The following is a 19677-nucleotide window of genomic DNA, read 5'->3' as shown; positions in this document are numbered from 1 at the left end:
CAGTGCGGTCACCACGGGGATGCGAGGTTCCGCGGCCGAGAGCCCCTCCGTAATCTGGCCTCCGAAGGAACGGGGCGGGGATTACGTGGAACGAGCACAGGGTACGGACGCGGGACTGGTGCTGGCCGGAAGATACCGGCTGGGCGAGGTCCTCGGGCGCGGCGGCATGGGCAAGGTCTGGCGCGCCCACGACGAGGTGCTGCACCGCACGGTCGCGGTCAAGGAACTGACGGCCGGACAGTACGTCGCCGAGGCGGACCGGATCGTCCTGCACGCGCGCACGCAGAAGGAGGCCCGCGCCGCCGCCCGGATCACCCATCCGGGCGTGGTCACCGTCCATGACGTGATCGAGTACGACAACCGGCCGTGGATCGTCATGCAGTACGTCGACGGGCCTTCGCTCGCCGACGCGGCCAAGAAGACCGGCGAGATCGAGCCGCGCGAGGCCGCCCGGATCGGCCTGCACGTGCTGGGCGCCCTGCGCGCGGCACACGCCGCGGGGGTCCTGCACCGGGACGTGAAGCCCGGCAACGTACTCCTCGCCGCCGACGGCCGGGTGCTGCTCACCGACTTCGGGATCGCGGCCATCGAGGGCGACTCGACCATCACCAGGACCGGTGAACTCGTCGGTTCCATCGACTACCTGGCGCCGGAGCGGGTACGGGGCGGCGATCCGGGCCCGGCCTCCGACCTGTGGTCGCTCGGCGCCACGCTCTACACCGCGGTCGAGGGCCGCTCGCCGTTCCGGCGCACGTCCCCGATCTCCACCATGCAGGCCGTGGTCACCGAGGAACCGCCGCCGCCCGGGCGCGCGGGCCCGCTCGGCCCCGTGATCACCGCGCTGCTCCGCAAGGAGCCCGAGGACCGGCCGTCGGCGGCGGAGACGGAACGGATGCTGCTCGACGCCATGGAGGGCCGCGAGCCCCGGGCGGCGCAGGCGTACGTGCCGACGCAGCGCGTTCCCGACGAGGTACTGGGCACGCTCGGCCAGGCCACCGCCGCCGGCCCGGGCGCCCCGCCCGGCGAGACGGGGGCGCCCGGCACGGCCCGACTGCCGCACCCTCCCGGTGAGTCCGCCGCGGGCCCGGTGAACGGCCCGTCGTCGGCCCCGGTGACCCGGCGCAGCCGGGGCCGGTGGCGTACGGCGGTGCTGGTCCTCGTCGCCGCCGCGCTGATCGGCGGCGGCGCGGCATTCGTCGCGATGAGGTACGCGGACCGTGGCGACGACACCACCGCCCGGCGGGGCGGTACGGGCACGCACGCGCCCGGCACCCCCGGCGAACCGGCGAACACCCCCTCGAAGAAGCCTGATCCCGCGCGCGAGCGGGCGGAGACCAAGGAGATACCCGACGGCTGGCACCGGGTGGACGACCCCGAGGGTTTCAGCCTGACCGTGCCGGACGGCTGGGAGCGCCGGGCGGACGGCAACCAGATCGACTACACCCCGGACAACGGCCTGCACTACATCCGGATCAGCGTCGACCCGGCGCCCGACTACGAGAACTCGTACATGCACATGCTGAACCTGGAGAAGCAGCTCTCCGAACGGCTCCCCGGGTACGAGCGCGTGACCCTGCACTCCAACACCTACCGGGACCGGCCCGGCTCGCTCTGGGAGTTCACCTGGACGGAGACGAAGAACCATCCGGGGCCGCGCCACGCGATCGACCAGATGTACTTCGGGGAGACGGGCGGCCCCGAGTACGCGCTGTACATGACGGGACCGGCGGAGGACTGGGACACGACCCGGGCGCAGTTCGACACGATCCTGCGCGGCTGGCGCGCGCCCGACGAGTCCGACTGACGGCTGCCGGGTGACCGACTGCCGGATGGTCGGACGGCTCCGGACCGGGCTTCGGACTGGGCTCCCGGCTGGGTCTCCTGGTGGTGAAGGGGGCCTGATCAGGGGCTTTGTTGCCAGTGATCACTGGCACCTTTGTGGGGTGCGTGAAAACCTGTTACCCACGGGTACCCAAAGTGGTCGGGTGGACGTAATCTCGGCCTCATGACGGACTCGCAGGCCCCCCAGCCCACCCCCGCGGCCCCGGCCGACGGCACTTCCGCGACCCCGGCCGGCACCAACCCCGTGGCCGCGGCCCCGGCGGGCGTGCGCACCGCCGCCGACGTGGTGACGCCCGACCTGGTCGCCCGGCTGACCCGTGATGTGGCCGGCTCCGGCCGCACCGCCAACCACACCCCCTTCACCGGGGAGAAGCTGGCCGATCTGCCCGAGTCCACGCCCGAGGACGTGGCGGGCGCCTTCGAACGGGCCCGTGCCGCCCAGCCCGCCTGGGCCGCGACCCCCGTCCGCGCCCGTGCCGCCGTCCTGCTCCGCTTCCACGACCTCGTCCTCAGCCGCCAGGCCGAGGTCCTCGACCTCATCCAGCTGGAGACCGGCAAGGCCAGGCTGCACGCCCACGAGGAGGTGCAGGCCGTCGCCGTCGCGGCCCGGCACTACGGGCGGCGGGCCGGCGCGTACCTGCGGCCGAAGCGGCACACCGGGGTGGTGCCGACCCTCACGAAGGTGACCGAACTGCGCCAGCCGCGCGGTGTCGTCGGCCAGATCGCGCCGTGGAACTACCCGCTCGAACTGTCCGTCGGGGACGCCCTGCCCGCGTTCGTCTCCGGCAACGCCGTCGTGATGAAGCCCGACACGGAGACCGCGCTCACCGCCCTGTGGGCCCGGGACCTGCTGATCGAGGCCGGGCTGCCCGCCGAGGTCTTCCAGGTCGTCCTCGGTGAGGGACCGGTCGTCGGCCCCGAGGTCGTCAAGCACGCCGACTACGTCTCGTTCACCGGTTCCACCCGCACCGGCCGCGAGGTCGCGCAGGGTGCGGCGGCCCGGCTGGTCGGGGTCTCGTTGGAGCTCGGCGGGAAGAACGCGATGCTGGTGCTGGAGGACGCCGACGTGGAGAAGGCCGCCGCGGGCGCCGTCCGTGCCTGCTTCTCCTCGGCGGGTCAGCTCTGCATCTCCATCGAGCGGCTGTACGTCCACGAGTCGGTCGCCGACGACTTCGTGGCCCGTTTCGCCGCCCGCACGAAGGCGATGCGGCTCGGCAGCGCCCTCGCCTACGGTGCCGACATGGGCTCACTGGTGAGCGAACGTCAGCTGGAGACCGTCACCAGGCACGTCGCCGAGGCCGTCGAGAAGGGGGCCACGGTCGTCGCGGGCGGCGTCGCCCGCCCCGACATCGGCCCGCTGTTCCACGAGCCGACCATCCTCGACGGCGTCGAGGCGCCGATGGCGGTCTGCTCCGAGGAGACCTTCGGACCGGTGGTGTCCCTCTACCGCTTCCGTGACGAGGACGAGGCCGTGGCCCTCGCCAATGCCACGCCGTACGGCCTGAACTCCAGCGTCTGGACCAGGAACTCCGCGCGCGGCCACCGGGTCGCCGCCCGGCTGCGGACCGGCACGGTCAACATCAACGAGGGGTACGCCCCCGCGTACGGCAGCGTGCAGTCGCCGATGGGCGGCATGAAGGACTCCGGTCTCGGCCGGCGGCACGGCTCCGAGGGCATCCTCAAGTACACCGAGGCACAGACCGTCGCCCAGCAGCGGCTGATCCCGCTCGCGCCCTCGTTCGGCATGGACGACGCGGGGTACGCGGCGTTCATGACGCGCAGCCTGAAGGCGATGAAGGCGTTCCGCCTGCGCTGACGGCTGTCGTGCCGCATCACCTCCCGCCCTTTTCGTACCAGGCCTTTTCGTGCCGAGGAGAGCCATGCCCCAGGACAGCCCTGCCCGGAACCGGACCGCTTCCCCGAAAGGGGCCGACGACGACGCCGCGTACGACTACGACGTGCTCGTCGTCGGTTCGGGCTTCGGCGGGGCGGTGTCGGCCCTCCGGCTGACGGAGAAGGGGTATCGCGTCGGGGTCCTGGAGGCGGGCCGCCGCTTCACCCGGGGCACCCTCCCCAAGAACTCCTGGGACCTCAAGAACTACCTGTGGGCCCCGGCCCTCGGTCTCTACGGAATCCAGCGCGTGCACCTCCTCGGCAACGTGATGGTGCTGGCCGGCGCGGGTGTCGGCGGCGGTTCGCTCAACTACGCCAACACCCTGTACGTGCCCCCGGCGGCGTTCTTCGAGGACCGGCAGTGGGCGTCCATCACCGACTGGCAGGACGAGCTGAAGCCGTACTACGACCAGGCCAGGCGGATGCTCGGGGTCCGGCTCAACCCGACGACGACCCCCTCCGACGTCCATCTGAAGGCGGCGGCGCAGGCCATGGGCGTCGGCGACACCTTCCACCCCGCTCCGGTCGGCGTGTTCTTCGGCGACGGCGAGGACGCCGACGGCACGGCGCGGGCGGAGCCCGGCGGCACGGTCGCCGACCCGTACTTCGGCGGCGCGGGCCCCGCCCGCCGGGCCTGCACCGAGTGCGGCGAGTGCATGACGGGCTGCCGCCACGGCGCGAAGAACACCCTCGAAGAGAACTACCTCCACCTCGCCGAGAAGGCCGGGGCCGTCATCCACCCGATGACCACCGTCGTCGCGATCACCGGCCATCCGGAGGGCGGCCACCGCGTCCTCACCGTCCCCACCGGCCGCCGCCGCAAGGCGAAGCCCACCCGGCTGCGCGCCCGCCAGGTGGTCGTGGCGGCCGGCACGTACGGGACCCAGACCCTGCTGCACACCATGAAGGACCGGGGGCTGCTGCCCCGGATCCCGGACCGGCTCGGCGAGCTGACCCGTACCAACTCCGAGGCGATCGTCGGCTCGCAGACCACCGACCGGCGCTACCGCAGGAAGCACGGTGCCGCGCGCGCCGACTTCACCCGCGGCGTCGCGATCACCTCGTCGATCCACCCCGACGAGAACACCCACATCGAGCCGGTCCGCTACGGCAAGGGATCCAACGCGATGGGCGCGCTGTCCATCCTCCAGGTGCCCTACGGCGGCCAGGCGCCGCACGGCGGCCGCCGGGTGGTGGGCTGGCTCGCCAACGTCGCCAGGCACCCCGCCCTCGCCGTCCGCTCGCTGTCCAACCGCCGCTGGTCGGAGCGGACCATCATCGGGCTCGTCATGCAGTCGCTGGACAACTCCCTGACGACGTACCGCAAGCCGGGAGGCATCGGCAAGGGACTGCTCACCGCGCGGCAGGGGCACGGCGCCCCCAACCCGACACAGATCGAGGAGGCCACGCGCGGCGCCACGCTGCTCGCCGAGGAGATCGACGGCTTCGCCGGCTCGAACGTCGGCGAGCTGATGGGCATGCCGCTCACCGCGCACTTCCTCGGCGGTTGTCCGATCGGCGCGAGCGCCGAGGACGGGGTCATCGACCCGTACCACCGCCTCTACGGGCACCCCGGCATATCGGTGGTCGACGGTGCCGCGGTCTCCGCGAACCTGGGGGTCAACCCGTCGCTCACCATCACGGCACAGGCGGAACGCGCGATGTCGTTCTGGCCCAACAAGGGCGAGGAGGACCCGCGCCCGGCGCAGGGCGAGGCGTACGAACGGCTGGCCCCGGTCGAACCCCGGTCGCCCGCCGTGCCGAAGGACGCCTTCGGCGCGCTCAGGCTGCCCTTCCTCGGCATGCCGACGGTCCCGCCGAGGAAGAAGCCATGAGCGCCGTGCGTGCCGTGAGCGCTGCATGCGTCGTGCGCGTTGTGACCACCATGCGTGCTGTGAGTGCGGTGAGCGTTGCGAGTGCGGTGAGCGTGACGAGTACGTCGCGATGAACACGGTGTGTAGCAAGCAAGCAGCGACTGCTGTGACGCATGTGACCACTGGGGCGGAAGCGGCAGAAGGGGTCGAAAGGGCTGCACCCCCCTCCGAGTGCAGCCCTTCCACACGCCTCGCGCCCTCACTGGGGGTGACCGGTCGTGCGCATGGTTGACTTGCGGTTCGCCGCAATGGTTGTCCGGAGACTCACAAATCCCGTATGTGACGCCACTCACGTCGGCCCGGCCCGTCGCATCGGTGTGGAGAGGGCATGAGCGAGGGCCCCGCCGTGCCGGACACCGGCCGACGGGGCCCTTCGCGCATCGATACCGGGTCGGTGCCCGGGAGCCGGGGCCGGGGGGCCGTACGGACTCTTGCGGTACGCACCGTTCCGACCGGACGCGGTCGGCTCCGGGCGTCCCCGGAGCCGACCGCGTGGGTGACCGGACTGCTGTCCCCTGCCGACCGGTCACGCACGCCGGGCCGTGGTCCCACGGCGTACCTGCAGTACGCCTCACGTCCCGGCGGAGCCACGCGTGGTTCCTTCCGAAGCCGCCCCTGGCTGGCACGGACACCGGGACCAACGAGGCCGTCACGGACCCGGTCACGCGCCGTACGGGTGAGAGCGGGACCGAACTGGGATGCGCCCGCACACCCCGGGCGGCAGGGCCGTCAGACCCGGCCGCGGCACAGCTCCAGCAGGGTCATGGCGAGGGAGGTGCCGGGCTTGCCGAGCGCGTCCCGGTACTGGCCGAGGATCTCCATCTCGCGGGAGAGGTTGACGCGACGGCCGCCGGATGTGATCCGCGCCTCCTGGATGACGGCCGAGACGGCCATCCGTTCCTGGACGAGACCGATGATCCGGTCGTCGAGGGTGTCGATCCGGGACCGTGCCTCGGCGATCAGCGCGGCGGCCTCCCGGGTGCGCGCGCCGGTCTTCTCCTCGCGGCTCTGCGTGTCCCTGACGCTCCTCGCGTCCGTGTCGGCCGGGGCGGGAGCGGCGGCGGGGGCGGTGCTGGTCATGGCGGGGACTCCTCGTGGGGTGCGGGTGCGGTCCCCGGAGCCGACCGGTCCGGAAACGCCAGGCGCCCCGGGCCTTTCGGCCCGGGGCGCCTGGAACGTTGCTTGTCAGTGGATCAAGCAGCACGACCATGGCAGCCGGCGGGCCGGATGCCATAGGTAAAGACGAAGGTCGTGTGCTGACGCATAGCCCCAGTATGGACCGCCCCCGCGGTCTGTCCAAGCGCGACCGGATGCTGAGACCCGCCCGTTCGGCCCCGCCCCGCGTGACCGGTCCTCCCGTACGTACGCGACTCCCGGTCCCGTACGTGGGGGAACGGCACGGCGCCCGCCCCCTCCGCCCGTAACGGGAGGGCGGCCCCGCCCCGTGGGGGCGGCGGGCTCGCCCCACGGGGACGACGGCCGACTCCGCACCCCCGGTAGAATCGACAGCACCGAACCCCTTTTCACCGCTCACCGCCGGAAGGCCGCCCCCGTGCCAGCAGCACCCCCCGCCGCTCCCGACAGCGCGACCGACGTGGTTCTCGTTGTCGACTTCGGCGCCCAGTACGCCCAGCTCATCGCCCGTCGCGTCCGCGAGGCCCGGGTCTACAGCGAAATCGTCCCGTCCACGATGCCGGTGGCCGAGATGCTGGCCAGGAACCCGCGGGCGATCATCCTGTCCGGCGGCCCCTCGTCGGTGTACGCGGAAGGCGCGCCCACGCTCGACCGTTCGCTGTTCGAGGCCGGGGTGCCGGTCTTCGGCATGTGCTACGGCTTCCAGCTGATGGCGACCACGCTCGGCGGCACCGTCGACGACAACGGCGCCCGCGAGTACGGCCGCACCCCGCTCACCGTCACCAAGAGCGGCTCCACGCTGTTCGAGGGCACGCCCGCCGAGCAGTCGGTCTGGATGTCGCACGGCGACGCCTGCTCCGCCGCCCCCGAGGGCTTCACCGTCACCGCGTCCACGGACGTCGTGCCGGTCGCCGCCTTCGAGAACGACGAGAAGAAGCTCTACGGCGTCCAGTACCACCCCGAGGTCCTGCACTCCACGCACGGCCAGCAGGTCCTGGAGCACTTCCTCTACCGGGGCGCCGGCATCGAGCCGACCTGGACCACGACCAATGTGGTCGAGGAGCAGATCGCGCTGATCCGCGAGCAGGTCGGCACCAAGCGCGCCATCTGCGGCCTGTCCGGCGGGGTGGACTCCGCGGTCGCCGCGGCCCTCGTGCAGAAGGCCATCGGCTCCCAGCTGACCTGCGTGTACGTCGACCACGGTCTGATGCGCAAGGGCGAGACCGAGCAGGTCGAGAAGGACTTCGTCGCCGCCACCGGCGTCCAGCTGAAGGTCGTCGACGCCGAGGAGCGCTTCCTGAACGCGCTGGCCGGGGTCTCCGACCCCGAGCAGAAGCGGAAGATCATCGGCCGCGAGTTCATCCGCGTCTTCGAGCAGGCGCAGGCCGAGATCGTCGCCGAGGGCGCCGCCGACGGCGAGGATGTCGCCTTCCTCGTCCAGGGCACCCTCTACCCGGACGTCGTCGAGTCCGGCGGCGGCACCGGCACCGCCAACATCAAGTCCCACCACAACGTGGGCGGCCTCCCCGAGGACATCGAGTTCCAGCTCGTCGAGCCGCTGCGCCAGCTGTTCAAGGACGAGGTCCGGATGGTCGGACAGGAGCTCGGCCTGCCCGAGGAGATCGTCCAGCGCCAGCCGTTCCCCGGCCCGGGGCTCGGCATCCGGATCGTCGGCGAGGTCACCAAGGAGCGGCTCGACCTGCTCCGCGAGGCCGACGCCATCGCCCGCGAGGAGCTGACGGAGGCCGGTCTGGACCGCGAGATCTGGCAGTGCCCGGTGGTCCTGCTCGCCGACGTCCGCTCCGTCGGCGTCCAGGGCGACGGCCGCACCTACGGCCACCCGATCGTGCTGCGCCCGGTCTCCTCCGAGGACGCCATGACCGCCGACTGGTCGCGCCTCCCGTACGAGACCCTCGCCAGGATCTCGACCCGTATCACCAACGAGGTGGCCGATGTCAACCGGGTCGTGCTCGACGTGACGAGCAAGCCGCCGGGCACCATCGAGTGGGAGTGATCCCCGCGCGCCCAGCGCCCGGGAGCACCCCCTCACCAGGGTCGACGCCGATGCCGTCGCTCATTCGTTTGGGCGGCGGCATCGCCGTTCGTGCTGGGTACGCTGGCTGAGGAGACGAGACTCTGCCCCATGGGAGCAATCATGAGCGCCGCACCCGACCCCAGGCTTGAGAAGCAGCGGTACCGGTGGCCCGTTCCGCCCGAGGGCGGGTGGACGGCGGACGACCTCGACCGGCTTCCGGACCTGCCGCCTCACACCGAGCTGATCGACGGGAGTCTCGTCTTCACGAGTCCGCAGCGTAAGTTCCACACCCGCACGATGTGGCTGCTGGAGCAGGCTCTGCTCGCGCATCTGCCGAGCGACCTGGACGTCGACCGCGAGATGACCATCCGAATCGACGAGAGAAACCGTCCGGAGCCCGACATGCTGGTCTACAGGGCGGAGGCGGACACCGGCGCGGACCAGATCTGGTACGCGCCCGAGGACGTCGTCCTGGCCGTCGAAGTGGTGTCGCCCGACTCGCAGGACCGTGACCGCGATGTCAAGCCGCGCAAGTACGCCGCGGCCGGGATCGCTCATTTCTGGCGGGTGGAGGCGGATGCCGACGGCCTGCCGATCGTGTACGTCTACGAACTCGACCCGGCTCGGCAGGCGTACACCCCGACGGGCATCTACCACAACGAGCTGAAGCTGGACGTTCCGTACCTGATCGAGGCGGACCTCACCCGGATCTACCACCGCGGCCGGTGAATGCCGCTCCGAACACGGTCGGCTCCCCGGCACCCCTGGCCACTTGTCGCGACCAGCGGTAGCTTCCGCCTCCCTACGTCCTGGGAGCCGAGGAGGCGTCATGCCCGAGCCCACGCCCGAGCACATGCCGGAGCCCACGCCCGTACCCGTGGACCGGCTCCACTTCGCGATGCCGCCCGTCCACGCGTCGGCGCGGGAGGAGCGCGCCCATCGCAAGGAGCGGCTGGCCGGGGCGCTCCGGCTGTTCGGTGAGTACGGATACGAGGACGGTGTCTCGGGTCATCTCACCGCGCGCGACCCGGAGTTCGCCGACTGCTTCTGGGTCAATCCCTTCGGGGCTCCGTTCGACGGGATCACCGCGGACGAACTGATCCTGGTGAACGGGGACGGTCAGGTCGTCGAGGGACAACACCACGTCAACCAGGCCGCGTTCGCCGTCCACGCGCAGGTGCACCGGGCCCGCCCCGACGTCGTCGCCGTCGCGCACACCCACTCCGTGCACGGGCGGGCCCTGTCCGCGCTCGGTGAGCTCGTCGAACCGATCACCCAGGAGGCCTGCGCCTTCTACGAGGACCATGCTCTCTACGACGCGTACACCGGGGTCGTCGTCGACGCGGAGGAGGGGCGCCGGATCGCGGCGGCGCTCGGCGGGCGCAAGGCGATCGTGCTGCGCAACCACGGGCTGCTGACCGTCGGCGGCACGGTGGACGCCGCCGCGTGGTGGTTCATCTCCCTGGAGCGCTGCTGCCAGGTGCAGTTGGCCGCGCGCGCCGCCGGGAAGCCGGTGCCGATCGGCCATCGGGACGCCGTCGCCACGCGGGAGCATCTGGGCGGCGACCTGGTGGCCTGGACCAACTATCAGCCGCTCTGGCGCCGGATCAGCCGTGCTTTCTGACGCGTCGACGAGTCGCAGCTTCCAGTGATATCGGGCGACTTCTGACGGCCGGATCGCTCGCACATTCTTGCGATGCGTACCGGTGCGTCTCCCCGATGCGGCCCGAGGTCCTTCCGTACGGCACAATTCGCAGCAATCACAGTCGAGTTGACTGGACCGTGGCTGGATCGGGGCTGGAAAGGGCGGCGTTCTCCGTGGCGTTGGACGAGGTGAGGGCGAGCGGCACGCACGGCGGCGGCTGTACGTGCGGCGGCTGCCCGCACGGGGCACGCGAGGGCCATCGGCGCGCGGTGGCGGCCTTCCTGGCCAAACGGGACGAATTCGCCGCGGGGCAGGGGGTGCCGCCAGGGGTCGCACAGTCCGTCTCCGCGACCCGGCAGTGGGTGTCGGACGAGCTGACCCAGTCGGCCAGGACCGTCGCCGAACGGGGCCGGGAGGCGGGGGACGCCTGGCTGTACCGGGTATGGCGGCGCACCCTGATCGCGGTGTGGGGAGGCGTGGCCGTGCTGGTCGTCGCAGAGACCGCCACCGCCATCGGCGCGGGCTGGAGCAACGCCCGTACGGCCGGTCTGATCGCCGGACTGGTCACCGCGGCCCTGCTGACCGCCGCCGCCCACGTCCACCGGGCCCGCGGTGGTCTGCTCGCCCCGGTGATCGGGGAGGACAACCGGCTCTCCACCTCCCGGGCGGTCGCGGCGTCCTGGGTGCTGCTCGCCGTGTTCTCCGTGCTCGTGCTGGCGCTCCAGCTGGCCGGCGCCTCCGACCACGCCGAGCGCGACGCGCTGATCGAAGGACTGGACCTGGCCAGGGGCGCCGGGGTGGTGACCGTGCTGGCGCTGGTGTGCGCCGTAGCCGTGGTCGTGCGCCGGGTGGTGGGCGTACGGGCCCTCTCCGGGCGGCTTCAGAAGCTGCGGGCCGAGCGGCCGCGCGCCGCCGATCTGCTCACCGACGACTCGGGGCGGGGCAGCTTCACGGACGTGCAGTACGTGCTGGTGAGCACCGTCGCGGTGCTGTTCGCCGCGATCCGGCTGGCCCGCAGGCCCGAGCAGCTGCCCGACTTGCCCTGGGGGCTCGCGTTGCTGGTCGCCGTCTCGGCGGTCGCGTACTTCGCCGGGAAGTACACGGAGGGCGGGCGCCCGGTGGTTCTCTCGGTGGTCCGGTCCCGGGAGGCCGGGGACCTGGACGCACCGATCCGTACCGGTGACGACATCGAGATCCGGGGCGCCGGATTCGTGCCGCCCGGCGCCGGGACCCCGGACCGGCTGGCGGGCATGGTCGTGCGGATCGGCCGGGTCCATGTGCACGTACCGCTCGTCCCGGTCACCGGCGGCTTCGCCAACCCGACGGACGGCGTGCTCACCGTTCCGGTACCGGTGGACGTGGAGCCGGGCCGGGTGGAGGTGCAGGTCGTGACCGCCGCCGGGGTGGAGACGAACCCGGTGGAGATCGAGGTGACGGACTGACCGCCGGCCGCCCGGTCGGCGGGCCCCGCACGGCCGGCGCCTCCCGCTGACGGGTCTTCATCCCGATGGACGTCCCGTCGACGGATCTTCCGGCCAGACGGCCCATCGGGGAGAGCGCTGCGTTGCCCCTTCTACGTATCGTCTGATGACGGGATTACGGAAGGATGGGAAGTAACATGCAGGATTTGCAGGATGTGTCAGGTTTGCGCAGTTATGGAGTGACTGTGGGCAGTCCGGGCGCGGCGCGAGGGCTCAAGGAAATCGCGCGGGAGCACGCCTTGCTGCCGCTGCGGATCTTCCTCGGCGTCACCTTCGTCTACGCCGGGATCGACAAGCTGATGACCGATGGTTTCTTCCGCGCGAGCGGCCCGGACTCCATCGGCGAGATGATGCGCGGAGTACGTGACTCGTCCGCGATCCCGGCCCTCGTCGACCTCGCGCTGAAGAACCCCGGTGCCTTCGGATACGCCATCGCCTTCGGCGAGATCGCCGTCGGGATCGGCACCCTCATCGGACTGTGGGCACGGCTCGCCGCGCTCGGCGGGGCACTGATCTCGCTGAGCCTGTGGCTGACCGTCAGCTGGCAGGTCGAGCCCTACTACTTCGGCAACGACCTGGCCTATCTCATGGCCTGGCTGCCGCTGCTGCTCGCCGGGGCAGCGGCCTTCTCCGTGGACGCCCTGCGCGCGTCACGACGGCGACGGATCACATAGTTCACCCAGGTCACGGTGGTGGCCAGCCAGAGGCCGCCGAAGAACAGCGGGAAGAAGAAGACCCACGGGGCGTCCCAGGCACCCGCCGCGTCCGCCGCGTAGCCCGCCGCCAGGGCGAGCATCACCAGGCCCGCCACCGCCCGGCCCGGACGGATCTCATGAAGCAGCACGGGTTACCTCCACCTGTCCGACACCGATCTCCAGAGTGAGCTCGACCGTACCCGCGGGCCTGCTCCCCGGGGCCGGCGGCAGCGTCCGGTGCTCGCTGCGCGACGGCCGGACGTCCACGTCGCCCGGGCGCTCGGACGGCACCTGCCCCGTCCGGTCGACCGGCAGCGTGATGTCGCCGAAGCCCGCCCGGGCGTTCAGCCTCACCGTCACCGCCTTCGGCACGACGACGACCAGACGGCCCGCCCCGACCCTCGCCGCCGTCGCGACGGTGTCGCCCTCGGGAACGCTGATCCCGGTGAGGTCCAGCCGCGCCTCGCCGGTGCCCAGCGCGTACTCCGACCGGACCGCCGCCACCGTGGCGGGCCGCCAGCCCTCACGCATCCATTGCGTGGTGATGTCCTTCGGCAGCGCGGACGCACCCGCCAGCAGCACCGCCGTCATCATCGCCAGCATGACCGTGCCGAACCCGGTCCGGCCGAGGAACGAGCTGACCAGCATCCCGAGCCCGAACACCCCGAGCGCCCCGGCCAGACCGAACTGCAGGCTCGTGCCGAGCGGCTGAGACTCCCAGGTCAGTCCCGTGCCGAGCCCGCCCGCGATCAGCGCCAGCAGGAAGACGAGACCACCGATGGAGACCGGGCCCATGGTGCCGGGCTCCCGCCGGGGCGCACGGCACGCATTCCGCGGCGCCGCCCCCGGGGCGCGCGGGGCTTGCCCGCCGGGCGACGCGTCGGCCGGACCCCACAGATACCCGTGCGCCACCGGCCCCGTCGTACCGTCCTTGACGATCGGGTCCCGCCACCACGACGGACTGCCCGGCGACGGCGGCGCCTTCACCTCGGGCGGCGCGTCCGCCGCCGCCTGCGCGGTCGCCGGGTGCGACGGATCCCGGGGCGCCACCGCCTTGCGGTTCTGCGTCCAGACGGCGAAGCCGACGACCGCCAGCGACAGCATCGCGGAGAACGCCAGCGTGCCGCCGTTGCCCAGCATGGAGAGGAACAGCCCGCACCCGATCAGCGCGAGCAGCACCGCGATCAGCGACGCGCCCTCGACACGGCCGGACAGCAGCCTGCGCGCCTCGTTCTCCTCCTCGCCGTCCAGCGGGATCAGCAGCCAGGCGAAGCCGTAGAAGATCAGCCCGATGCCCCCCGTGACGGACAGCACCCCGAGCACGATCCGGAAGATCACCGGATCGACGTCGCAGTACCGGCCGAGCCCGCCGCAGACCCCGGCCACGACTTTCTGGCGCGGGCTGCGCCGCAGTTGCGGTCGCGGTTCGGGGGGCGGCGCGACACCGGGGGAGGTGCCCTGGGGAACGGTCATGGCTCCATGGTGACGGGCCGGGCGCGCGTCCGGGACCGGCCCGCACCCTGGCCGATCCCTGATATTCGCCGACGGAACCCCTGGGGGAGGCCCGCCGCCGACGGCCCGGGGCGCAAGGCCGGGCAGGCTCTCAGGGTGGAGTCCGGGACTGACCCTGATGCCGCGTCCCTTCCGTGCATGTGACCATCGGGTCATGCAAGCCGCCACGCCCCGGGCCATGAGCTCCGTCAGGACCGAGCCGGAGGAGCCGCCGACACGCAAGCTGTACCGCAGCGCCGACGGGCGGCTGCTCGGCGGCGTCGCACGCGGTCTCGCCGGACACCTCGGGCTGCCCGTCGCCTGGGTGCGCTTCGTCTTCGTCGGCCTGTTCTTCGCCGAGGGACTCGGCGCGTTGCTCTACGCCGTGTTCTGGATCGTCGTCCCGCTCGGTGTCGGCGGAGTCGAGGCCCCGCGCCCCCTCTTCGAGACCGGACCGGACGGCAGACGCAGGCTCCGCAAACCCGACAGGGGGCAGGTCTTCGCCCTCATCGCGCTGCTCATCGGCGCGATGATCTTCGTCGGCAACGTCGACATGGGCGGCGGGGCCGACCGCTACATCTGGCCCGCCCTGCTGATCGGTGCCGGTTCCGTGCTGGTGTGGCGGCAGGCCGACAACGCCCGCCGCGCCCGCTGGATGGAGACCGGCAACCGCCGCCGGGTCCTGCACCTGGCCCGGGGGCTCGCCGGGGTCGCCCTGGTCGGCCTGGGCCTGGCCGTCTTCATGGTGGTACGCGGCTCCGCCGCCCAGCTCGGCAACGTCCTGACCGCCGCGATCGCCGTCCTCACCGGCATAGCGCTGCTGGCCGGCCCGTACCTCGTGCGCATGACCCAGGACCTCTCCGAGGAGCGCACCATGCGCATCAGGGCCCAGGAACGCGCCGAGGTCGCCGCACACGTCCACGACTCGGTGCTGCACACCCTCACCCTGATCCAGCGCAACGCCGAGGACGCGGGCGAGGTCCGCCGGCTGGCCCGCGCCCAGGAACGCGAACTGCGCAACTGGCTCTACAACCCCGAGGGCACCGGCAAGGACGAGGACGACGAACCCGAGACCCTCGCCGAGGCGGTCAAGCGCGCCGCCGCCGAGGTCGAGGACAAGCACGGCGTCCCGCTGGAGGTCGTGGTCGTCGGGGACTGCCCGCTGGACGAGAGGCTGGGGGCGCAGATGCAAGCCGCGCGCGAAGCCATGGTCAACGCCGCCAAGTACGGTGGCGAGGGCGGTGCCGTGCAGGTCTACGCGGAGGTCGAGGGCCGTACGGTCTTCGTGTCGGTGCGCGACCGGGGGCCGGGATTCGACCTGGACTCCGTACCGGGGGACAGAATGGGCGTACGAGAGTCGATCATCGGCCGGATGCAGCGCAACGGTGGCACGGCGCGACTGCGTCCGGTGCCCGGCGGGGGCACGGAGGTCGAGCTGGAGATGGAGAGGGCGAGCGATGACGGAGACCACTGAGACGGCCGGGAGCCAGGGGCCGGCCCGCCGGGTACGGGTCGTGCTCGTCGACGACCACCGGATGTTCCGCACCGGCGTCCAGGCCGAGATCGGCCGCACCGAGGAGACGGGCGTCGAGGTGGTCGGCGAGGCCGCCGACGTCGACCAGGCGGTCACGGTCATCACGGCGACCCGCCCCGAGGTCGTCCTCCTCGACGTGCACCTGCCGGGCGGCGGCGGTGTCGAGGTGCTGCGCCGCTGCGCCCCGCTGATGGGGGCCGTCGAGAACCCGGTGCGGTTCCTGGCGCTGTCCGTCTCGGACGCCGCCGAGGACGTCATCGGCGTCATCCGCGGCGGCGCCCGCGGCTACGTCACCAAGACGATCACCGGCACCGACCTGATCGACTCGGTCTTCCGGGTCCAGGAGGGCGACGCGGTGTTCTCGCCCCGGCTGGCAGGGTTCGTCCTCGACGCGTTCGCCTCCACGGACGCGCCGCCGGTCGACGAGGACCTCGACCGGCTGACGCAGCGCGAGCGCGAGGTGCTGCGGCTGATCGCCCGCGGCTACGCGTACAAGGAGATCGCCAAGCAGCTGTTCATCTCGGTGAAGACGGTCGAGTCGCACGTCTCGGCGGTGCTGCGCAAGCTCCAGTTGTCGAACCGTCACGAACTGACCCGCTGGGCGACGGCCCGACGGCTGGTCTGAACCGACAGCCCCGGGCGACCGGAACACCCGGCCGACCGCTCCGGAACGCCGACTGCGGAACGTCGGCTCCGGGGCGCCCGGAACCGGCCGCCCGACGCCCGGCCGGTGCGGTGTGTCCCGGGGCGCCCGGCCGGGGCACATCGCATCCGTGGCCCGGACCGTTCCGTCCCCCCGTGCCGCGGCGGCTCAGCCGTCCGTCCTGTCGTGGGCGAGCGGGACATCGGGTTCGTCGGGTACGGCGTCCGGTCCGGCGAGCGAGATGTTCAGCTTCTCGCCGACCCTGCGGTAGCCGATGCCCGCGTAGATCCGTTCCACGTCCGCGTCTGCGGGCTCCAGCCACACCACCCGGCAGCCGCGCTCGAAGGCCGTCGCCGTCAGGTGCGCACAGAGCGCGGCGCCGATGCCGCGGCGGCGCAGCGGGGCGGCGACCGCGACCCCGGCCAGTTCGCTGAGGCCGTCGACCGGGACCGAGCAGCCGCCCGCACCCACCGGCACCCCGTCGAGCACGGCGAGCGCGGCGGCCCCGCCACCCTCGGCCGCCGTGCGCAGCCACGCCGCCTCGCCGCCCTCGGGCTCCCCGGTCCCGCCGTAGCCGTGGTGCTGGACCAGGGCGGCGGCGTCGAACTCCGCGTCGGTGACCGGCTCCGCGATCACGAGGGCGTCCACCGGTTTCGCCGGCAGCAGCCCGTCCGGTGCGCAGGCGAGGACCGGGGCGCGGTTCTCGACGGTGAAACCGGCGGCGAGCAGGGCCGGTTCGACCGCCGGGGCCCAGCCGGGCAGGAACTCCAGCCGGGGCAGCCGCCCGCGCTCGCGGAACGCCGTGACCAGGGCGTCGACCTCCGCCGCCGTCGGCTCGGCGTCCCGGTCGGGAATTGCGTAATTGGCGTACTTGAGCGACCAGTCCGGGTTGTACCGCACGGTGAAGGGCCCGACCCGCAGATGGTCGGGAGAGCGCAGCGCGAGCGTACGGGCATGGGTCTGGACGTCGACGTCCATGGTCATGTGCGGGTGTCCTTCAGCCAGTTGATCCGGTGACGTCCCGGTGCGTACGGCCCGGTGGCGGGCCGGGGGAGCGTGAACGGATCAGGGAGCCTACGCCACCCGGGTCGCCCCGGCGAAGGGCATCTGGTCGACGGGGGCGATCCGGACCGGGGCTCCCGGGCGCGGGGCGTGGATCATGCGGCCGTTGCCGATGTACAGCCCGACGTGGCTGACGCCCGGGTAGAAGAACACCAGGTCGCCCGGGGCCAGTTCGGAGCGCGACACCCGTTGCCCCGCGTTGATCTGGGTGTACGTGGTGCGGGGCAGTGAGACACCGGCGGCGCGCCAGGCGGCCTGGGTGAGCCCGGAGCAGTCGAACGAGGACGGGCCGGCCGCGCCCCAGACGTACGGCTTGCCGAGAGCCCCGTAGGCGAACGCCACGGCCTCGGCGGCGCGGGCGTTCGGTGCCAGGACCGGGCCGCGCGTCAGGTCGCGGTCGGCGTGGGCCCCGGACCGCGTACCGTCCGCGTACGCATCGCGGTCGGCCGGGGACAGGGTGGCCAGGAGCCGCCGCGCCTCGGCCAGTTTGCTCCGGATCGTCGCCCGGTGCTTCCTCAGCTCGGCCCGGCGCGCCTCCAGGTCCGCCAGCTTCTTCCCGGCCTCCGAGCGCAGCTGGACGATCCGGGCGACCTGCCGCTCCACCGCGTCGACCTCGACGGCCCGGCGATCGGCGATCCGGTCCATGTACGAGGCGCGTTCCAGGTACTGGTCGGGGTCGGACGAGAGGGCCAGCTGCACGGACGGGTTCAGCACCCCGCCGCGGTACTGCGCGGTGGCGAGCGAGCCCAGGGCGTTGCGCGCGGTGTTGAGCCGGTCGGTGCGGCGGGCGGCCTCGTCGCGCAGGGCTTCGACGTCCTCGGCGGCGGCCCTCGTCCGTTCCTTCGCGCCGTTGTACTTCTCGGTGGCGACCTCCGCGTCGCGGTAGAGCCGGTCCACCTCGGCCTCGACCGGGGCGGGGGTCCGCCGGGGGTCGGCGTGCGCCGTGCCCGGCAGAGCGGCAGCGGTCGCGGCCCCGGCGAAGGCGAGGGCGGCCGCGGTGCGGGCGGCAGTGCCGGTGTACGGGCGCTGCTTGGGTTTCCGATGCGCTGCCACGGGGGCGTGCGTCCTTCCTGGCGACTGCCCGTCGGGGACTACCGGCGGGCCCGCCCGAGGCCCGGCGGCGGGGCACCGGTACGGGAGCGGTCCGCCGCCGGAGCACTCGCGGCGGGGTGACCGGCGCTTTGTCCGGATGCGGAGCGGGGTGTGGCCGGTCACCTGGTCAGGGACGCTAATCCGAGGGCACGGGAAAGAGTCGTAATGACGCTTATTGTCCGAATTTGGCGTGCCGCTGTCGCCAATTGATCAGGGGAAGCGCATCAGAGTCGGGCAATTGGTGCAGACACGAGTGTGGCTTCAGGAACGTGCACCTGCCTGTCGAGTGGTGATATGGGCAGGGTTAGGCTGCGCCTCATGGACGTACTCATTCATGTCTTGGTCGCCCTGCACATCATCGGGATCGCCTCGCTGCTGGGCGGTTTCCTGACCCAGATGAAGGCCATGGGCGCGGGCACGGCCCGGTTCGTTCCGGCGATGCTGCACGGCGCGCTCACGATGCTGGTCACCGGCGTCGCGCTGGTCGGCCTCCACCAGGCCCAGGGGCACGAGGTGAACAACATCAAGATCGGTGTGAAGCTGCTGATCCTGGTCGTCATACTCGCGCTCGTCTACATCAAGCGCGACGAGGAGAAGGTCGACAAGGGCGCCTTCGCGGCGGTGGGCGGGCTGACGCTCGCCAACATCTTCATAGCCACGCTCTGGGTCTGAGCCCCGGCCCCGTCGCGCGAGCCCCCTGGCCGCTCCGTCGCGCGAGCCCCTTGGCTGTCCCTGCCGTGCGAGCCCCTGCGAGTCGTCCCGCAGGGGCTCGCCGCCGTTCCGGGGCCGTACGCGCGGGCCGGGCGTACGAGTCAGTGTGCGGCTGGGCATGCGGCCGTCGCGTGCCGGCGCGGCGGCCAGGCCGGGTCGGCACACTGCCGCCTGCCGTGCGACGTCTGCCACGCACGTTCGCGGCGTTGTCGGAGTCGTCCTCGTACGTCCGGTGCGAGGACGATCCTCCGCCTCGCGATCAATGGAGTCTCCCCCGATCAATGGGGTCTCCCCTGTTCAATGGGGTCTCCCCTGTTCGAGCGGAGCCGAGAACCCGGGGAAGCGCCGGACGCCGGACGGTCCGGCCCCCGGCCGAACGACGGCACTTCGACGAAACGGCCTGAGGGCTGTCCCGTAATCCGTGGCGGACCGGCGCGCGGCGTCGGATGTGGTGCATCGCAAGGCGGAGAGGCGTCCGCATACTGGATGTATGCGGACGTTCCGACAACGCGGCGAGGTGCCGCAGCTGTCGTCGCGCGCCCGCC

General features: G+C 72.3%; 16 protein-coding genes. 11 read left to right on the top strand and 5 right to left on the bottom strand.

Annotated features, from left to right (window positions below; translation table 11 throughout):
• Window positions 1-85 precede the first annotated feature (85 nt).
• The 3 genes from ACFYXM_RS16330 to ACFYXM_RS16320 all read left to right on the top strand — a co-directional run bounded on the left by ACFYXM_RS16330 (window position 86) and on the right by ACFYXM_RS16320 (window position 5570).
• Entirely contained in the window at window positions 86-1804 is a 1719-nt protein-coding gene (locus ACFYXM_RS16330) for a protein kinase (protein WP_389289846.1), read from the top strand.
• Window positions 1805-2005: 201 nt separating this feature from the next.
• A complete protein-coding gene (locus tag ACFYXM_RS16325; RefSeq protein WP_389289844.1) occupies window positions 2006-3658 on the top strand; it encodes a succinic semialdehyde dehydrogenase in 1653 nt (550 codons plus the stop codon).
• Between the two features lie 64 nt (window positions 3659-3722).
• Complete coding sequence (locus tag ACFYXM_RS16320) at window positions 3723-5570, top strand: GMC family oxidoreductase N-terminal domain-containing protein (protein ID WP_389289842.1); 1848 nt, start codon at window positions 3723-3725, stop codon at window positions 5568-5570.
• Window positions 5571-6338: 768 nt separating this feature from the next.
• Here ACFYXM_RS16320 and ACFYXM_RS16315 read toward each other — a convergent pair.
• Window positions 6339-6689 (bottom strand): chorismate mutase, encoded by a 351-nt coding sequence (locus ACFYXM_RS16315; protein ID WP_389289840.1) that lies wholly within the window; start codon window positions 6687-6689, stop codon window positions 6339-6341.
• Between the two features lie 472 nt (window positions 6690-7161).
• Here ACFYXM_RS16315 and guaA point away from each other — a divergent pair, with 472 nt between their 5' ends.
• The 5 genes from guaA to ACFYXM_RS16290 all read left to right on the top strand — a co-directional run bounded on the left by guaA (window position 7162) and on the right by ACFYXM_RS16290 (window position 12578).
• Entirely contained in the window at window positions 7162-8757 is a 1596-nt protein-coding gene (gene guaA, locus ACFYXM_RS16310; RefSeq protein ID WP_389289838.1) for a glutamine-hydrolyzing GMP synthase, read from the top strand.
• Window positions 8758-8898: 141 nt separating this feature from the next.
• Window positions 8899-9507: a Uma2 family endonuclease gene (locus ACFYXM_RS16305; RefSeq protein ID WP_389289836.1), complete on the top strand. Its 609-nt coding sequence runs from the start codon at window positions 8899-8901 to the stop codon at window positions 9505-9507.
• A gap of 100 nt (window positions 9508-9607) precedes the next feature.
• Entirely contained in the window at window positions 9608-10402 is a 795-nt protein-coding gene (locus ACFYXM_RS16300; RefSeq protein WP_389289834.1) for a class II aldolase/adducin family protein, read from the top strand.
• Window positions 10403-10596: 194 nt separating this feature from the next.
• Window positions 10597-11865 carry a hypothetical protein gene (locus ACFYXM_RS16295; protein ID WP_389290017.1) on the top strand — a complete coding sequence of 423 codons (1269 nt, stop codon included), beginning with the start codon at window positions 10597-10599 and terminating at the stop codon, window positions 11863-11865.
• Between the two features lie 176 nt (window positions 11866-12041).
• Window positions 12042-12578: a DoxX family protein gene (locus ACFYXM_RS16290; protein WP_389289832.1), complete on the top strand. Its 537-nt coding sequence runs from the start codon at window positions 12042-12044 to the stop codon at window positions 12576-12578.
• Here ACFYXM_RS16290 and ACFYXM_RS16285 read toward each other — a convergent pair.
• The gene (locus ACFYXM_RS16285) at window positions 12485-12748 is read right to left on the bottom strand and encodes a hypothetical protein (RefSeq protein ID WP_389289830.1); all 264 of its coding nucleotides are present in this window, start codon (window positions 12746-12748) and stop codon (window positions 12485-12487) included. The two genes, ACFYXM_RS16290 and ACFYXM_RS16285, sit on opposite strands and share 94 nt — an antisense overlap.
• Window positions 12735-14072, bottom strand: coding sequence for a PspC domain-containing protein (locus ACFYXM_RS16280; RefSeq protein WP_389289828.1), 1338 nt, complete (start codon window positions 14070-14072; stop codon window positions 12735-12737). Before ACFYXM_RS16280 ends, ACFYXM_RS16285 begins: the two co-directional genes overlap by 14 nt.
• Before the next feature lie 193 nt (window positions 14073-14265).
• Here ACFYXM_RS16280 and ACFYXM_RS16275 point away from each other — a divergent pair, with 193 nt between their 5' ends.
• Window positions 14266-15564, top strand: a complete 1299-nt coding sequence (locus ACFYXM_RS16275) for a PspC domain-containing protein (protein WP_389289826.1) — start codon at window positions 14266-14268, stop codon at window positions 15562-15564.
• Complete coding sequence (locus tag ACFYXM_RS16270) at window positions 15548-16249, top strand: LuxR C-terminal-related transcriptional regulator (RefSeq protein ID WP_389289824.1); 702 nt, start codon at window positions 15548-15550, stop codon at window positions 16247-16249. Before ACFYXM_RS16275 ends, ACFYXM_RS16270 begins: the two co-directional genes overlap by 17 nt.
• A 186-nt stretch (window positions 16250-16435) precedes the next feature.
• Here ACFYXM_RS16270 and ACFYXM_RS16265 read toward each other — a convergent pair whose 3' ends face one another.
• Window positions 16436-17251: a GNAT family N-acetyltransferase gene (locus tag ACFYXM_RS16265; protein WP_389289823.1), complete on the bottom strand. Its 816-nt coding sequence runs from the start codon at window positions 17249-17251 to the stop codon at window positions 16436-16438.
• A 90-nt stretch (window positions 17252-17341) separates the two neighbouring features.
• Window positions 17342-18382: an NlpC/P60 family protein gene (locus ACFYXM_RS16260; RefSeq protein ID WP_389289821.1), complete on the bottom strand. Its 1041-nt coding sequence runs from the start codon at window positions 18380-18382 to the stop codon at window positions 17342-17344.
• A 357-nt stretch (window positions 18383-18739) separates the two neighbouring features.
• On the opposite strand from ACFYXM_RS16260, the gene ACFYXM_RS16255 reads away from it, so the two are divergent.
• Window positions 18740-19093: a hypothetical protein gene (locus ACFYXM_RS16255; protein ID WP_389289819.1), complete on the top strand. Its 354-nt coding sequence runs from the start codon at window positions 18740-18742 to the stop codon at window positions 19091-19093.
• The last annotated feature ends 584 nt before the right edge of the window (window positions 19094-19677 follow it).

The sequence above is a fragment of the Streptomyces sp. NPDC002476 genome (genome assembly GCF_042889785.1).
GTDB lineage: Bacteria > Actinomycetota > Actinomycetes > Streptomycetales > Streptomycetaceae > Streptomyces.
The sequence above is the reverse complement of the archived record's forward strand: the minus strand, read 5'-3'. Positions and strand labels throughout refer to the sequence as shown.

What these genes read in the sequence shown, in the direction of transcription:
- ACFYXM_RS16325 (WP_389289844.1), top strand. Translation starts at nt 2,006, where the DNA reads ATGACGGACTCGCAGGCCCCCCAGCCCACCCCCGCGGCCCCGGCCGAC.
- ACFYXM_RS16320 (WP_389289842.1), top strand. Translation starts at nt 3,723, where the DNA reads ATGCCCCAGGACAGCCCTGCCCGGAACCGGACCGCTTCCCCGAAAGGG.
- ACFYXM_RS16315 (WP_389289840.1), bottom strand. Translation starts at nt 6,689, where the DNA reads ATGACCAGCACCGCCCCCGCCGCCGCTCCCGCCCCGGCCGACACGGAC.
- ACFYXM_RS16305 (WP_389289836.1), top strand. Translation starts at nt 8,899, where the DNA reads ATGAGCGCCGCACCCGACCCCAGGCTTGAGAAGCAGCGGTACCGGTGG.
- ACFYXM_RS16300 (WP_389289834.1), top strand. Translation starts at nt 9,608, where the DNA reads ATGCCCGAGCCCACGCCCGAGCACATGCCGGAGCCCACGCCCGTACCC.
- ACFYXM_RS16290 (WP_389289832.1), top strand. Translation starts at nt 12,042, where the DNA reads ATGCAGGATTTGCAGGATGTGTCAGGTTTGCGCAGTTATGGAGTGACT.
- ACFYXM_RS16280 (WP_389289828.1), bottom strand. Translation starts at nt 14,072, where the DNA reads ATGACCGTTCCCCAGGGCACCTCCCCCGGTGTCGCGCCGCCCCCCGAA.
- ACFYXM_RS16275 (WP_389289826.1), top strand. Translation starts at nt 14,266, where the DNA reads ATGCAAGCCGCCACGCCCCGGGCCATGAGCTCCGTCAGGACCGAGCCG.
- ACFYXM_RS16270 (WP_389289824.1), top strand. Translation starts at nt 15,548, where the DNA reads ATGACGGAGACCACTGAGACGGCCGGGAGCCAGGGGCCGGCCCGCCGG.
- ACFYXM_RS16265 (WP_389289823.1), bottom strand. Translation starts at nt 17,251, where the DNA reads ATGACCATGGACGTCGACGTCCAGACCCATGCCCGTACGCTCGCGCTG.
- ACFYXM_RS16255 (WP_389289819.1), top strand. Translation starts at nt 18,740, where the DNA reads ATGGACGTACTCATTCATGTCTTGGTCGCCCTGCACATCATCGGGATC.